12 protein-coding genes are annotated in these 15,437 nt (G+C 38.2%); 7 read left to right on the top strand and 5 right to left on the bottom strand.

Annotation, left to right across the window (positions count from 1 at the left end):
- The first annotated feature begins 57 nt into the window (after nt 1-57).
- The 3 genes from NEOC65_RS08595 to NEOC65_RS08585 all read left to right on the top strand — a co-directional run bounded on the left by NEOC65_RS08595 (nt 58) and on the right by NEOC65_RS08585 (nt 4,396).
- Entirely contained in the window at nt 58-207 is a 150-nt protein-coding gene (locus tag NEOC65_RS08595; RefSeq protein WP_213156265.1) for a hypothetical protein, read from the top strand.
- 495 nt (nt 208-702) lie between these two features.
- Nucleotides 703-3,333 (top strand): leucine-rich repeat domain-containing protein, encoded by a 2,631-nt coding sequence (locus NEOC65_RS08590; RefSeq protein ID WP_166157256.1) that lies wholly within the window; start codon nt 703-705, stop codon nt 3,331-3,333.
- Between the two features lie 259 nt (nt 3,334-3,592).
- Nucleotides 3,593-4,396: a transporter substrate-binding domain-containing protein gene (locus NEOC65_RS08585; RefSeq protein WP_213151685.1), complete on the top strand. Its 804-nt coding sequence runs from the start codon at nt 3,593-3,595 to the stop codon at nt 4,394-4,396.
- A gap of 44 nt (nt 4,397-4,440) precedes the next feature.
- Here the strand turns inward: NEOC65_RS08585 and glgP are convergent, their stop codons facing one another.
- A complete protein-coding gene (glgP, locus tag NEOC65_RS08580) occupies nt 4,441-6,999 on the bottom strand; it encodes a glycogen/starch/alpha-glucan family phosphorylase (RefSeq protein ID WP_166157250.1) in 2,559 nt (852 codons plus the stop codon).
- Nucleotides 7,000-8,103: 1,104 nt separating this feature from the next.
- Here glgP and NEOC65_RS08575 point away from each other — a divergent pair.
- Together NEOC65_RS08575 and NEOC65_RS08570 are read left to right on the top strand one after the other, a co-directional pair.
- Nucleotides 8,104-8,505: a hypothetical protein gene (locus NEOC65_RS08575; protein ID WP_166157247.1), complete on the top strand. Its 402-nt coding sequence runs from the start codon at nt 8,104-8,106 to the stop codon at nt 8,503-8,505.
- Nucleotides 8,506-8,667: 162 nt separating this feature from the next.
- Nucleotides 8,668-8,916, top strand: a complete 249-nt coding sequence (locus tag NEOC65_RS08570) for a hypothetical protein (RefSeq protein ID WP_166157244.1) — start codon at nt 8,668-8,670, stop codon at nt 8,914-8,916.
- A gap of 119 nt (nt 8,917-9,035) precedes the next feature.
- Here NEOC65_RS08570 and NEOC65_RS08565 read toward each other — a convergent pair whose 3' ends face one another.
- From NEOC65_RS08565 to NEOC65_RS08550, 4 genes are all read right to left on the bottom strand, one after another.
- Nucleotides 9,036-10,421: an F-box protein gene (locus NEOC65_RS08565; protein ID WP_166157241.1), complete on the bottom strand. Its 1,386-nt coding sequence runs from the start codon at nt 10,419-10,421 to the stop codon at nt 9,036-9,038.
- Between the two features lie 153 nt (nt 10,422-10,574).
- On the bottom strand, nt 10,575-11,102 hold the full coding sequence (locus NEOC65_RS08560) for a hypothetical protein (RefSeq protein ID WP_166157238.1): 528 nt from the start codon (nt 11,100-11,102) through the stop codon (nt 10,575-10,577).
- A 79-nt stretch (nt 11,103-11,181) separates the two neighbouring features.
- On the bottom strand, nt 11,182-12,630 hold the full coding sequence (locus tag NEOC65_RS08555) for an inorganic phosphate transporter (RefSeq protein ID WP_207391825.1): 1,449 nt from the start codon (nt 12,628-12,630) through the stop codon (nt 11,182-11,184).
- A 10-nt stretch (nt 12,631-12,640) separates the two neighbouring features.
- Nucleotides 12,641-13,318, bottom strand: a complete 678-nt coding sequence (locus tag NEOC65_RS08550) for a TIGR00153 family protein (protein WP_166157235.1) — start codon at nt 13,316-13,318, stop codon at nt 12,641-12,643.
- Between the two features lie 620 nt (nt 13,319-13,938).
- Here NEOC65_RS08550 and NEOC65_RS08545 point away from each other — a divergent pair.
- Both NEOC65_RS08545 and NEOC65_RS08540 read left to right on the top strand, forming a co-directional pair.
- Nucleotides 13,939-14,706 carry a tetratricopeptide repeat protein gene (locus NEOC65_RS08545; protein WP_166157231.1) on the top strand — a complete coding sequence of 256 codons (768 nt, stop codon included), beginning with the start codon at nt 13,939-13,941 and terminating at the stop codon, nt 14,704-14,706.
- A 15-nt stretch (nt 14,707-14,721) separates the two neighbouring features.
- Nucleotides 14,722-15,435, top strand: a complete 714-nt coding sequence (locus NEOC65_RS08540) for a hypothetical protein (RefSeq protein ID WP_213156264.1) — start codon at nt 14,722-14,724, stop codon at nt 15,433-15,435.
- Nucleotides 15,436-15,437 lie beyond the last annotated feature (2 nt).

Raw genomic sequence — 15,437 nt, 5'->3', positions numbered from 1 at the left:
AGAAAGGAGAAAACCCTGCCGGTAGCTCTTTATCATATAACTGAGGGATTAAGCGCCATGGTAAAAAAGAAAGCCAGTGCTATCCTATATACATTAAAAGCAGTGGCTAAGGCGATGGAAAGGGAGTTTGCCTGCCAGACAGGAAAAGTATTTAAGTTATTGCACATGCGCTATTTAGAAATGTTTATAATGCTACAACTGTCATAATTTAGAAGGATCGGAGAAGATAGAAGGTTTGTAATAATTAGAAGAAAAAGGACCTTGAATGCCTGAGTAAGAAAAAGATTTTTTAGCATGGGTGAAAAAACGGCCTAAAACCTTACAAGCCGTTCATTATGTTTCTCTTAAGCGATCCTTAATTCATCCTAAAAAAGGATTAGGCAATAAAGCACCTTTACTAGGGTATGGGCAAACAAAGAAACACGACTTCAAGAACTTAAGATAGATTATAATAAAGTTACAAAGAACCAGAAAATATGACGATTGTTTCTTAAAAAAGATCGGGCTGGAAGAGAAATGAAAGAAAAGTTTATGCGCAGCTTCCTACACCTACTTACGTAAAGTGTTAGTTAAAAGTCTGCTCTATATTTAAAAACTAGGAATTAATTCTCATTTTTATCTTGTACGTTTTGTGTTTTCTTTTATATTCTTTTATTAAGCAGTGACTTAAGAATTTAGATAAATCTTAACCAAGGCTATAAAATGAATACTAACGCTTCTATTGCTTTTGCGCACTTGCCTGATGAAGTGCTAACCTCTATTTTAGAATATTGCGCCACACCTTCCCTATCTAGCGTATGTGGAAAATGGCGACACCTTTTAGATAGTGAGGTAATGTCCTCTATTTATAAGCAAATAGTTAAAGTTCACTTTCCTCAAGGAAATGTTAAAGAGCATGCTCTTATCTTAGATAAAATTTATAAGTTAGAAGATGGACTTTTTCCCATACAAAAAGTAAAGGCAATCTTTAAGCAAGTCTTTACTCTAGCTAGCACTCTTTCTCCTTTAGAGTTTAAAGATAACCTTGAGAAAACCAGATATTTCACCTCAGCTAATTACGCATCTTATCTGTTAAATATTAGTCGTCTCCTATTATGGAAAGAATTACCTGGTGGAAAAAAATACTTAGAGCAAGAAGAAATCAAGAGTTTGTCCCTAGAAAAAAAAGGAGAGTCCTTTAAGGGGTGGATTGAAAGGTATGGAGGAGCTATTACATGCTTGCCATTAAGCATAATCGACTTAGCCTTTTTACCTCCAGAGATAGGTCAGCTTTCTCAGCTGCAAGACCTTCATTTAGAAGACAGCCAGATCACCACTCTTCCTCCAGAGATAGGGCAGCTTTCTCAGCTGCAAAACCTTCATTTAGAAGGCAGCCAGATCACCACTCTTCCTCCAGAGATAGGGCAGCTTTCTCAGCTTGAAAGTCTTTATTTAGCCTGTAACCAGATCACCACTCTTCCTCCAGAGATAGGGCAGCTATCACAGTTGCAAAGACTTTACTTAAATAATAACCAGCTTACCGTTCTTCCTGCAGAGATAGGGCAGCTTTCTCAGCTTAAAAGTCTTTATTTAGAACGCAACCAGATCACCACTCTTCCTCCAGAGATAGGGCAGCTATCACAGTTGCAAAGACTTCACTTAAATGATAACCAGCTCACCACTCTTCCTGCAGAGATAGGGCAGCTCACTGAGCTTCAAAATCTTCGATTAAGCGACAACCAGATCACGACTCTTCCTATAGAGATAGGACAGCTATCGAAGTTGGAAAGACTTCACCTAGATAATAACCAGCTCACCACTCTTCCTGCAAAGATAGAATGTTTATTACAGCTAGAAGAGCTTTACTTAAGAAATAACCAGCTTACCACTCTGCCTGCAGAGATAAGGCAGCTATCTCAGCTGCAAAGGCTTTACCTAGAAAACAACCAGATCACCACTCTGCCTGCAGAGATAAGTCAGCTATCTCAGCTGCAATGGCTTTACCTAGAAAACAACCAGATCACCACTCTTCCTTTAGAGATAGGAGGGCTCTCTCAGCTTGAAATAATTAGCTTAAGCAGCAACCAGCTTACCTTCCCTCCTGCAGAGATATGGCAGCTGTCTCGGCTGCAAAGGCTTTACCTAGAAAACAACCAGATCACCACTCTGCCTGCAGAGATAAGGCAGCTATCTCAGCTGCAAAGGCTTGAATTAAATCAAAACAAGCTTACCAGCCTACCTGCAGAAATCGGGCAATTGTCTCAGCTGCAAGGGCTTAATTTAAGCCAAAACCAGCTTACCACTCTTCCTGCAGAAATCGGACAGCTATCTCAGCTGCAATCGCTTGAATTAAATCAAAACGAGGTCACCAGCCTGCCTGCAGAAATCGGGCAATTGTCTCAGCTGCAAGGGCTTAATTTAAGCCAAAACCAGCTCATCGCTCTGCCTGCAGAAATCGGGCAGCTGCCTCAGCTGCAAAGGCTTTACTTAAATCAAAATCAGCTTACCACTCTTCCTGCAGAAATCGGGCAGCTATCTCAGCTGCAAAGGCTTGAATTAAATCAAAATAAGCTCACCAGCCTGCCTGCAGAAATCGGGCAATTGTCTCAGCTGCAAGAGCTTGAATTAAATCAAAACGAGCTCACCAGCCTGCCTGCAGAGATAGGGCAGCTTTCTAAGCTTGAAAGTCTTGACTTAAGCAGCAACCAGCTTACCTCCCCTCCTGCAAAGATATGGCAGCTGCCTAGGCTGAGACGTCTTTGCCTAGAAAACAACCAGCTTACCACTCTTTCTCCAGAGATAGGGCAGCTGTCTCAACTGCAATGTCTTTGCCTAGAAAACAACCAGCTTATCACTCTTCCTCCAGCGATAGGGCAGCTGCCTGGACTGGAATTTCTTTGCGTAGAAAATAACCAGATTACCACTCTTCCTGCAGAGATAGGGCAGCTGTCGTGGTTAAGTTGGCTTAACTTAGAGAATAACAAGCTTACCACTCTTCCTGTAAAGATAGGGCAGCTCTCGCAGTTACGTTGGCTTAACTTAGAGAACAATAAGCTTACCACTCTTCCTCCAGAGATAGGGCAGCTCTCGCAGTTACGTTGGCTTAACTTAGAGAACAACAAGCTTACCACTCTTCCTGCAAAGATAGGGCAGCTCTCGCAGTTACGTTGGCTTAACTTAGAGAACAATAAGCTTACCACTCCTCCTGCAAAGATAGGGCAGCTTACTGATCTTCAAAATCTTCGATTAAGCAGCAGCCAGCTAGTCCTCCCTCCTGAAAAGAAAGGGCAGCTCTGTCAGCTGCGTGTACTTTATACAGCGTGCAAGCAGTTTGACCTTTTTTTTTCAGAATAAGATTGCTCTCTTAGCTGCAAAAGCTTGGTTTGCAGCAAAATCAATTTGATTCTCTCTGTAATATCAGAAGATACCTACCTTTTAGAGAGGATAATAAGGAAAGGTGCGAATATATCATGACTAGAGGCTAGCTAATTAATTTTATAGATTTATTTATTGAGCAAAATCTGCTAAGATCTGCGGTTAGCACTTAAAGAAAATAATTTTCTTAAATAGCACTGGGGTTCGGACTATAATTAACAAGTACTGACATATCTAAGTGGAATCGACTAGTTTTTTAGCTTATAAAAATTTAATACGTATTTTTGTTATTCTTTTATTAGGAATCTTGCTGCTCATCGGGATTCGCTCTGGTTGCTTTTCTTCAAAGTATTTATCAAACTCTCAAAGCATAGTTATCGCACGTCATATCAATTGGAATGGTTTTGATTTTACTGGCAAAGAACTGAACGTCCAAGCCTTTGCTGAAGAGCTAGTGCTTGCTGCTGGTAAAGAAGCCAATCTGCGTATTCAATTTGTTCCTGCTAACCCCAATACCCTTTTAGAAGATCTTAGGGCGGGGAACTATGATGCCGTTTTCACTTTCATGGTACCTAATAGTCTTAATCGCCAAACCTATATTTTTTCCCATCCTTTATATAAATTAGGTTCCGTGCTTGTCGTGGACGAAAAATTTGATGCTCATCGCTTAGAGGATATGGATGGTAAAATTGTTGGTATTATTGCGGGAACTTCTTCCATTTATGATGTATCCCGTTATCCTTCTATTATCTTGGTAACTTATGAGAGCATGAATGCAGCTTTAGAAAATCTTAAAAACGACAAAATAGATGGTGTCATTATGGATATATGGCATGCACAAATGATGATCCATAGGTTTTATGATAATAAGCTAAAAATAGCCACAGCGCCTTTATCCCATCAAGGCCTTCGTTTAGTATCCTTAGATCATCCTAAATCGGAAGAATTTATTAATTTTTTTAACGAGGGGCTAGCGCGCGTCAAAGAAAAAGGTTTGTATAAGCAGCTTATACAAAAATGGGGCCTTTATGATAGCCCCTAATTTTAAAAAGCAAAATAATAAAAGCATTTATGAATGGGAAATGATTAACGGCCATACTGCCTATATTCGTGTTCTACCCTTCTCAGTATTTCAGGATCAGTAGGGCAAGGGCTTAAACCCCAAATCTTTTCGCAGTAATTTTTAATGGAAACATCTGTAGAAAATTTGCCCATTCCTGCTATATTGTGAATCGCATATTCTGCCCAAAGTAAAGGATTATCGTAAAGAAGCTCGACTTTCTTTTGTGTTTCAAAATAGCTTTCTAAATCCTTTAAAATAAAATAATGATCGGCTCCTGACCCGTAAAAACCTTCTAATAGTATTTGAAATATTCCATTAAAAGCTTGATGTTCCTGCTCATTATTGGCAAACGTATGATCTCGTAAGGTATTTAAGGCTGCTTGGATAGAGGGGTTTTTGTTATAGATTTCTTTAGGATTGTAAGAATGCTCGAATTGCATTTTTTCTATCTCAGCCCTCGAAGCACCAAAGGCAAAAGGCCACCATTTCTCAGTAATAGATTCTTTCATTTCTATGTTTGCCCCATCATCTGTGCCTATGGTTAAAGCTCCATTGATCGCCAATTTCATGTTACCTGTACCAGAAGCTTCCGTGCCGGCTGTAGAGATTTGTTCGGATAGATCGGTAGCAGGAATAATGATAGCAGCCCGCGAAACGTTATAATTTTCAATAAACACGACTTTCAAAAAACCTGCTACGGCAGGATCATGGTTGATCTTGCGGGCAACAGCATTAATGAGAAGAATAATATTTTTAGCCAGATCATAGGAGGCGGCAGCCTTTCCAGCAAATATGCATACTCTTTTTATCCTTTGATGTTGAGGATTTTTTAAAATTTCTTGGTAGGTCATGATGATATTTAAGATGTTCATCAATTGACGTTTGTATTCATGAATACGCTTAATTTGCACATCAAAAATAGCATCGGCTTCAATCAGGGGAGAGGGCACAACTAGGTCGCCTTTTTCATTGCGCTGCCTATTATTTTCATTAAGAAATTCTATTAACTGCTGTTTGTTTCTTTTTTTGATAGCCAAAAATTCTTCTTGGCTAGCCAGCTCGCTAGCAAAGTTAGCTAACTCTCCTATACTGGCAAAGTCCGTGATCCAGCCATCTCCAATGCGTTTAGTAATAAATTTAGAAAGCTCAGGATTGCATTCTAATAGCCAACGACGCTGAGTGACTCCATTGGTAACGTTAAAAAACTTTTCAGGAAACATCTCATAAAAATCTTTAAAAACTCGAGTTCTTAAAATTTCTGAGTGAATTTCTGAGACGCCATTGACTGAATGTGAGCCGATAACAGAAAGATTTGCCATGCGAATGCTTTGATTTTCTATGATAGACATGCGTCTTACCTTATCTTCATCACGAGGATATTTACTACGTACGGTATTACAAAATTCTTGGTTTAGCCTTTCAATAATCCGTAATTGTCTAGGCAACAGGTAGTTAAATAGATCTTTATCCCATACTTCCAGAGCTTCGCTAAGCACAGTATGGTTGGTGTATCCGGTACAGGCTTGTGTCATCTCTACAGCTGTTCTCCAAGGTAAGTCATGTTCTTGGATAAGCATGCGAATGAGCTCAGGGATTACCATGGCGGGGTGAGTATCATTAATTTGTATACGTACTTTATCAGCAAACGAGCGAAAGTTTTGATGATGAGCCAGATAATGGCGAACAATATCTTGTAATGAAGCAGAAACAAGCAAAAACTCTTGCTTTAAGCGCACCCTTTTACCTGTTTCGTGATGATCGCTAGGATATAATACGTCTGTTAAAGCGGAATTTTCAGCTGCTTGGTCCAAGCGACCGGCATTATAGCGTTGTAGCTGGAAATTACGAGGAGATTCTTTAGTCGTCCATAAACGTAAAGTTACGACAGAGTATTTATTATCTTTGGCATATCCTACGATAGGATAATCATAGGGAAGGGCTTGCACTTCTTCAAAGTCTTTTAGCTGGTAAATATCGTCACCGTGAATATTGTGGAGAGCAGTAGTATTTCCACAATATTTAACATGCACACGGCGGGTATCGCGGCGAAATTCCCAAGGGTTACCACTGATCAGCCAGCAATCAGGGGCTTCCACCTGCGCACCATTCCAAAGTTGTTGTTCAAAAATTCCATATTGATACCTTAGCCCATAAGCTTGAGCCGGATAATTTAAAGTAGCCAATGAATCTAAGAAACAGGAAGCAAGGCGTCCTAAGCCCCCATTGCCTAAGCCAGGATCGGCTTCATGGTAGATAATTTCGTTGTAGGAACGATTCAGCTTTTGCAGCACAGCTTGTACAATCTCTAGGGCTCTGAAATTGGTGACCCCATTATTTAGAATCCTTCCGGGCAGATACTCCATCGAAAGATAGTAAAGCATGCGGGTATCTTGCTTATTTTGTGTTCGGACCCCTGCTAACCAACGGATCATTACCTCTTCTCGAAGAGCATAGGAAAGGGCGTTATAAATTTCATCTGCATGCGCATCTTCAGCAATTCTACCGACAGTCGTAATCAGGTAGTGCTTGGTTTTATTTACAAGATTATCGACGATAGTATCTGTATCAATAGAGGCTGTCATAATGGATCTCCTTGGCTAATTTTAGCGTATATATTATCAACTTATTTTTTGATAAGTCTTTTGCCAAAATATTTACGCCCGCCCTGTAAAATAAGGCTTAAAGCTTTCCAAAATAAATTTTTTTAAGTCTTTAGTGTGAACGGATAATCATCTCTTTTCCCCTTAAAAAACCACCTCTTTTCCCCTTAAAATTAGTCTTTAAAATAAAAATATTTTTAATATTTATTAGTCCTTACAGGCTTGAATCTAGAGCTAAAATCTGATGAGTTTGCCTTTTATTAAAAAAGAATAGAGAAAATAAATGGAATAAGCCTGGTGTCTTCAAGTTGCTTTCTCTTTTTTAATCTATAAGCTGCTTGATATTATAAAAATTTAAAGGGAAAAGGCGCTTTTTCTTTCTTACTTCTTTATAGATCATAAAAATATAGCTTTTGTTTAAATTATTTTACCGACACTCCTACTAGGTCTTTGCATAAGTTAGAATCTTCCATTGGCTGCTTTTGTCTCTTAAAGGTAATTAAAATTACCTAACAAGGTGGCTAAATAAATATTTAGACCCTCCTTAAGCTTTTTTTTCGCTTTTCTTAAAAAAAAATTCTTTTCCTCCTTTAAAGCATGGAAGCTTAAGGGGCATTTATCATTTCTAGATCTCTTTTAACTTTCTCCATTCAAAAAGCTTTTTATTCCTCTCCTCAAGCAATTGGCGCATTATCAAAGGCAATTTGCTAAAGATCTAATTTCTAAGAGGAAAAAGGAGAGTCTTATGAATCATCCTATAGGCCCCCATTCTTCTCCGTCTTCTGAGCCCTTGCAAATAAAGAAGCCTAAAAAGGCCTAGAGAAGTTGACGAGAAAGGAAAAGAGAAGCAATTAGACGAAAGAGTAACTACAGTTTTTGTAAATCGAGTGAAGCAAGAAACTGAGGCACATCTGCAGTTTAAAGCTAATCTTTATACCTACCTGCAAATGAAAGAAGGGGATAGCGAGTCTTTGGCAATATTTCAATTCGCTAAAGAAATTTTTTCTTTGAAGCTCAGGCTTCCAGGCCCTTATTCAACTACAATAGGTTTCATCAGGAAAAAACTGGGCACCTATAGCGGCTACAGTGCATGTAGGTAAAGAAATTGAAGAAGTACTGAAGCACAGTTTACAGCAGACCGATGAAAAACTAGACATGCTCAGAGATTTAGAACAAAGCGTGCGAGCATTTGATAAGCTTCTTTTTACAAATAATCGCTACTCAATAGCTGAACTGCATGCTTCTCTGGTTGAAAAGTTCCTCCATTGTAGTGAAATAGATAATATAATTTCGCATATTCAAGAGTTGTTAGAAAGAATATCTAGCTTAGATGATTCTCATTCCCTTCCCCTTATCCTTCCTAATTTAGATGACACACGAGTAAGGCTTGCAGAATTTCCTCAAGATTTCCAAATGTTAGAAGATGAATATACAATTTATCAGCAGCAAGAAAAAGAAATTTATGGCCCAATAGATGAAAAAATTTAGTGTTTTGAGCAAGCAGTAAAGCAGAAAAAAGAGGTAATTGAAAAAATTGCAAACAAGCGTGAGAAATGTAAACTTGCAATAAATGAGGATTGGATTCTTTTAATAGACAAAGCTTCATCAGATTTTCCTCGAATAGAAAGAAAGCATAAAAGCTATCAACAAATGTCTAAAGAGCTAGAGGAAGCTCAGAGAAAATTCAATGCAGATAAGAAAGGACTTTCAGCTTGGCAGGAGAAAAGAGCTCGCTTAGTCTATCCTGGAGACGAGCAAATGCTGAAGCTTTCTCAACGGTATCTATTAGCTATAAAGAACTATTTTGGCTCTTCAATTTCTTTATCCGTTGATCCCTCTTCTTTCATCAAGCTTGAAGAATCTAGACATTTTATAGATGCTCAACTTCAAGTAACCTAACAACTCACTGAGACGCTTAGCCAAGAAATGAAGCAAGAAAAATATTCCTCTTATCGTTCTTATGAGCAGTTGCAATCTATTTTAATTAGCCAAACGCTTCAGATAGGCAAATAGTTTTCTTAAGCATAGGGAGGAGCCACTAAAATAGGCTCCTTTCCTTGCAAATGAGCAAAGTCCCATAGATGCAGCCATCCATGCTCATCACAAAAGAGTAGTTTGCGGCCATCGTAGCTAGCATGAATAGTATTAGAATTTACCCATGGATATGTGTTAGGCAGGAAGGGCAATATTATTCCACCATATTTTTTAGCTGGAGTATGTTGATAAAGTTCAAAACTCTTGAATTCAGGATGAAAAGTAGAGGCGAGGAAATGGTTTTCATCTAAAGCAAGAAAGCGCACAGAATCTATGTCGCCTATGTTTGATGACGTTAAAAAATTTCCATCATCAACATCATAAATTAAAACAAAAACTATACTTAATCCTACTCCTAAGCGCTTGCCATCATAACTAGAGGTTGTTAAAATTGACTTCTTATCCCCACATTTTTCCACAGGTCGTGGTGCCAAGGTAAACTCTATTTTCTTTTTTCCATTAGAAGCATCCCATATATGGCATCTTCTTTGTAAATCATCTTCACATAAAATAATGACTCGAGCTTCATCAAACTGGCAGAGTTCTTGATTAAGAGGGGACTTAAGGTTGCCTTCCAACGCCATAAGGCTGCTGGAGAAAGAGCTCTCTAGATTATTAATAAAATAAAGGCTGCCATCTAGACAGTGGATTAAGGCTTGATTATTTCGGCAGAGAATAAAATTGATCGGTGCCAAGGTAGTCTTGTAGCAGCTTAATCCTGTGCGTACATCCACAATTTTAAATTGCGTGAGATGAGAATTAACTAAAAATAAATGATTTTGAGCAAAGTAAGCCTCTTCAAAATTTTCAAGGTAACATAGAGAAGTTGTAGGAAAAGCCTCATTAACTTTCCAACGATAGAGCTGCCCTTCTTGCGTCACTTGAATAATATGGCCTTCTTGATAATGAATCAGACGAGAACTTTCCTCTTTCACATTATCATACACTAGCTGGCAACTTTTTTCGTCCAAGTGATAGATTTGCGCTGTACCTGCTGTAGCTTTTATAAAAGCAAACTGTTTCTCTCTTTTAAGTGCAAGGATTTTTCCTGAGAAATTAGGTAATTTGTAGATAGTCTCTCTACATTTATTTTTCGAATACTCGCCTTTCGTTAGCCTCATCGTTTGCGACATCTGCACTCTTTTCTTACAGATTTTTCGCCAGTTTTTTCCTGGAGAAGAAAAGTGGCTAAGGTTTTTCCAGCGTCGTTGGCAAATAGGCCGCCATAGAGAAGGATCTTGGGCCATTCGCTGCCAATGTTTGTTAACAAGGGCTGCAATCGGTAATTCTTTTTCATTTAGAAGGCTAAGAATCTTTAATTGCACCTCTTCGGGTATTTTTATGTGGGGGACAAAAGAAAGTGAATGCATATCTTTTTCCTATAAATTCCTTACAGATTATTTTTTGCAATCTCTTTTTCTCTATCTTTTCTATCCAACAAAGCGAGCAAAGTAGCTTCATAAGTTAAAGGGGCGCGAATTGGACCGAGTATCTGGCATAGATATTATAAAAGTTTTTATCCTTTAGCGTGATTTAACCTCTCTAGGCACTTCACGATGATGCCCCTCATAATAATAAGCAGAGAAAAATATAGGGAGATAGCCAATCACTTTTTCCTCTTTTTCTCCATCAATTTTAATTACTGCTTGATAGTGACGCATATTCCAATTTTGTTTAATAAAATCCTGTAGGGACGGCCATTGATGTTCTTTTATAAACTTAACAACAGTTACTTGCCCAGGATAGAGGGTAGGTAGGGGAATACTTTCTGTATGGAAAGTGCGACTTTGTAGTAAGTCTTCTAGTGGTTCGATCAAGACAAAGCGAATATAAACTTTTCCTGGAGCACTCGGCAAATTTCCGACATTCTTTATCTCAGCTTGTAGGGTAACTGCGGAGCCAGGATGGATTTTCATTGTTTTAATATCGCTAGGATTAGTTGAAGCTGCATGTAGGTGAGCTTGAAGAATAGCCTTAGGGCGAGGAGCCTCTGCATACATGCCAGATTGGATAACGAGTGAGTATAAGATAAACAGAAGAATTTTATTCATTTTAAAATTATCCTAAAAGAACGGTTAAAAATTCAATAAAGCTTTAAAGTCCTGCCATAGGTAGGTAAGGCGTAGCAGTTTAAATGACGGTAATAAGATACATTATAGCATTAAAAAAGCCTACAGCTATTAAAGCACCTGTAGGTACAGTCACTAGCCAGGAAATCATGATATCGCGTGTCATACTTAAGTCTAGAGCTTCTAAACCTCGTGCTAATCCTACGCCTACCACAGATCCCACCAACGTATGCGTAGTAGAAACAGGTAACCCTAATCTTGAAGCAAGTACCACTGTAGTGGCTGCGCCAAATTCTGCTGCGAAACCGCGAGTAGGAGTCAGTTCAGTAATTTTTTTACCAATTGTTTCAATGACACGCCAGCCCCAGGTAGCCAATCCTACTACGATTCCTACTCCCCCTAAAGCTAAGGCCCACACAGGCGTAGTGCTAGTGGTAATAACGGTATTATTAATGAGAACTTGGATGCCTTGGGAAAGAGGTCCAATCGCGTTGGCTACATCATTTGCACCATGCGCAAATGCCATTAAGCATGCGCTCATGATTTGAAGATAGCCAAAAATTTTCTCAACGGTAGCGTATTCAGATTTGTGTACTTCGCCATCGCTGGATTTCTTGATTGTGGTCGATACATTATCAACTTCATTTAGCAAGATAGATAAATGATAATGCATTTCATTTCCTGAGACTGTTTCTCTGGCCCTTAACAAATGCTTCCTAGCTTTATCTAAGGACAAGCTAGTCTCAGCATTACACACAGGCTGCTGGCACCGTGTAGGTGCGGAGATATTGCGTAAAAGTAGATAACTTATAAAAGAGCCGATCGTTCCTAAAAAAGCTGAGAAAATAAGGGCTTCTAAGAAGGTAAATTCTAAGTTTAAATTTTGCAAGCCTTTAAAAACCAGGATAAGGCCCATTACTATGACTGTTAAGAAAACGATCATAGGAGTAATCTTTTGGGCAGACCTGATAGGGTTAGGCGTATAGAAAATCTTCTTTCTTAGAATATTAAAAATAAAGTAAGAAATGATTCCACCCAGAATAGGGGAAATCACCCAGCTAGTGATAATAAATAATATATTTTCCCATTGTATTGCCTCTAATCCTCCTACAACAATGCCAAACCCTACAATTGCTCCTACAATGCAATGAGTAGTAGAAACAGGCCATCCAAAGTAGGAGGCAATCTGCAACCACATGCCTGCGGCTAGCAAGGAAGCTAGCATCCCATAAACTAAGATGCGTGGTTCATAAGCAAATAGAGTAGAGTCGATAATGCCTGTTTGAATAGTATCAGAGACATGGGACCCAAAGAAAAAAGCCCCTGAAAATTCTAGAAGAGCTGCGATGACTACAGCTGTTTTCAACGAAAGTGCGCCAGAACCTACAGAGGTTCCCATTGCATTTGCTACATCATTAGCTCCAATGCTCCATGCCATATAAAAGCCTGCTAGCAAAAGAAAGATGAGTAAAAGCATGTTTTCAGGTATCAATAGAATGTCGGGTATCATTCAATCTCCGTTATTGCAGTTCTAAGGTGAGTCTTACACGGTTAGCCAGCTTCTCAGATATATCGGAAAGAGCACCAGTTGTTCCAAAAATCTTTTGCCATAAATAAAAGGTACTATGCGTCATCTCGTTTTCAGAATGATAGAGGTTTTTCAAAAGTTTACGTTGAAGAATATCTACCTCATGTTCTTTAAAAGCTACCTTTTCTACCATACTTCGAACTTTTTCCGCTTCCACCCCTCCAAAGGAGGTTTCGATGAGTTCGTGTAATTCGTTAATAATTAGCCTTGCTTCTTCAAAAGATTCCATATTTTTAACCAGGAATAGATTAAATTCATTTTCGAAAATGGGCAATATTTCTAAAGGTTTCAACGTTGAAAGAACCCCTAGGTCTTGGGCTTTGTCAGCAATATCGTCCTGTAAAGATAAGATATCTAACAAATGCTGCCTTTCAATAGGTAGGTAAATATTTTTAGGTAGATGATTGCGAATATGGTTTTTAGCTAGATCGGCATGATGCTCTTGCTCAGATATTTTTTCTGCGATCTTTTCAACGGCAGCATAATCTTTATTTTTCATCGCTTCGAATAAACTAGGTAGCATTTGTACGCAGCTATTAACGATCTCCATATGAGACTGCAAAGGAGCAAAAGGAGAGCGACCAAAAATGCCTAAAATTGTTTTTAGCATAATTTTAACCTAAAATAATGAATTATAGGTAAACGATACAATAAAAGCGAATTTTGAATAAAGAAAGGAATATTTTAATAAGGGACTTACCTCCTATTTTAAATCTATTTTTCCTCGTAGCCCCACTTTGTCAAACCCTTTTGCTTGATCCTATAGCATGCTTAGTGTTAAAGGGGGGATTAAACATTTTTCTATAGTTTTTTCTTAACGCTAACCTTTTTATTATTAAATACCTAAGCATCCAAAGCCTCTTTTTAAGTGAAGAGATGTTCTATTAAAGCTGAGAGATAATTGGTTAAAAAATGTTGCAAAAGGTGAAAGATCCATGGTTATCAAACTACCATGGAAAAGAAGAGGAGAGAAAAGCCTTTTTTGGAGGTGAGGCTGTTTAAATGCTAATAGACAATCTTCTATCGTTTATAATTTTTAAAAAATTTTACATTTATCAAGAATTTTTTTAGATCATTTTTTTAAACTAATTGATTAAGTAGAAATATTATAATAGTTTAATAAACTAAATAAGTTAATATATAATATATTACTTTATTTAAAATTAATTGCAATAATTATAAATATATAGGTATACTAATTTTAAGAGAGTGATTTACTAAGGATCTTTTATGCAGCAGGAAAAAATAAAAGCTTTTGATGCCAAGATAAAGCCTGTAATTGAAGAATATGTGAACAACCAAGATTTTCATTTGCTAGCCACTCCATTAAAAACAGAGCATCAATACAGGTTAGCCTTTAAAGAGCAAATAGCCAAAGAGCTAAATTTAACTTTGCTGTTCCAAAAATATGTGAAAGGAATTAATTTGCTCAAAATCGAGCTATTAGAAAAAAGTGATACCCCCTCCATGCTAGAGGTTCTGAATGAAATAGAACAAGCTTTTAAAAAAATTCAAGAAATTCAAAAAAAGTATTCTATTTCAAAGGATCATGAGGTCTTGGATCCAAATAGTCTTATCGATGCCGATCAGCCTTTATGGACGACATTATATGGCCTTTCAAGTGAGACTTTACTCTTAATTTATGAGCTTGCCATCAAAAATTTTAACAATCATGCATTCGAAGAAGCTAAAACTCTTTTACATCTCTTATTAACATTTTCTCCCACCGTTTCCTCCTATTGGAATGCCATGGGATATTGCTATCAAAATGAGGGAGAGTACGCTAAAGCTCTTAATTATTATCTAATGGCTGAAGAAATAGATCCTAACTTTTTAGAGACCCAGTTTTATTTAGCTCGTTGTTATCAATCTATGCAGCAACATGGCTTAGCTTTGGAGTCACTAGAAAAGCTATGGGGCTTTATTGAGGCCTCACCCGAAGTAAAAGAAGAGTGGGAAAGCCATGTTAGGAAACTAGCTAAAGAAATAGAAGCTTAACATCATGAGGGTTATATGAGTGCTATACTTCCCAGAGATTTATCTTCGGCCCCTAGCATGGATTCTGTACAGAAAACACAAGAAGCTCACAAGGGCTTTATAGAAATAAGTACAGAAAATCCAGGAAAAGGTCTGCCTAAGCTAACGACTGTGGCTAAACAAATGAAAGAGAGCAAAGCTTTGCATGCGCTTGCAACGATTGGTCGCGTAACAGCAGGTACTGTAGGGATTGTGGCCTTAATTCCCCTTGTACCCGTGGCAATGAGCTTGCATTTTTTTATAGCGGCTGTATTGGCCCCTGCAGGAGATGTGGTAAACAATGCCATTAAGAAATATACAGGCCATGAAATTAAGCAGGGAAGCATAGGCCTAGCGGATGCTTTTTTAGGCTTGTATTTTACCTCCTTCGAATTAATAGGAAATTGGATGATAGGCGAAAAGAAAAGCCATCCAGGCGTTCAGGTAGCAGAAAATTCTTCTGTCCCTCTGGAGCAGGCCATTACTCCAGGAAGTGTTGTAATCACACCTAGAACTTCCTCCACTTTTAAATCCTCTATCCACGTAAAAGAAGAAGAGGCGCACCTAGAGGAAGAAGAGGAAGAACTTGAACATCACCCCCTACCTGCGGCTGCCTTTTTTAAAGCAGACAATGAGGAAAAAGAAGAAGCCGTTCACCATCAGTTAGCTGAAAAGGAAGAAAATAGTTCGAAGGCAAAAAAACATCCTTAAAT

The organism is Neochlamydia sp. AcF65 (assembly GCF_018342435.1).
Lineage (GTDB): Bacteria > Chlamydiota > Chlamydiia > Chlamydiales > Parachlamydiaceae > Neochlamydia.
This window is presented reverse-complemented; position numbering and strand designations above follow the sequence as displayed.

What these genes read in the sequence shown, in the direction of transcription:
- NEOC65_RS08595 (WP_213156265.1), top strand. Translation starts at nt 58, where the DNA reads ATGGTAAAAAAGAAAGCCAGTGCTATCCTATATACATTAAAAGCAGTG.
- NEOC65_RS08590 (WP_166157256.1), top strand. Translation starts at nt 703, where the DNA reads ATGAATACTAACGCTTCTATTGCTTTTGCGCACTTGCCTGATGAAGTG.
- glgP (WP_166157250.1), bottom strand. Translation starts at nt 6,999, where the DNA reads ATGACAGCCTCTATTGATACAGATACTATCGTCGATAATCTTGTAAAT.
- NEOC65_RS08570 (WP_166157244.1), top strand. Translation starts at nt 8,668, where the DNA reads ATGTCTAAAGAGCTAGAGGAAGCTCAGAGAAAATTCAATGCAGATAAG.
- NEOC65_RS08565 (WP_166157241.1), bottom strand. Translation starts at nt 10,421, where the DNA reads ATGCATTCACTTTCTTTTGTCCCCCACATAAAAATACCCGAAGAGGTG.
- NEOC65_RS08560 (WP_166157238.1), bottom strand. Translation starts at nt 11,102, where the DNA reads ATGAATAAAATTCTTCTGTTTATCTTATACTCACTCGTTATCCAATCT.
- NEOC65_RS08555 (WP_207391825.1), bottom strand. Translation starts at nt 12,630, where the DNA reads ATGATACCCGACATTCTATTGATACCTGAAAACATGCTTTTACTCATC.
- NEOC65_RS08550 (WP_166157235.1), bottom strand. Translation starts at nt 13,318, where the DNA reads ATGCTAAAAACAATTTTAGGCATTTTTGGTCGCTCTCCTTTTGCTCCT.
- NEOC65_RS08545 (WP_166157231.1), top strand. Translation starts at nt 13,939, where the DNA reads ATGCAGCAGGAAAAAATAAAAGCTTTTGATGCCAAGATAAAGCCTGTA.
- NEOC65_RS08540 (WP_213156264.1), top strand. Translation starts at nt 14,722, where the DNA reads ATGAGTGCTATACTTCCCAGAGATTTATCTTCGGCCCCTAGCATGGAT.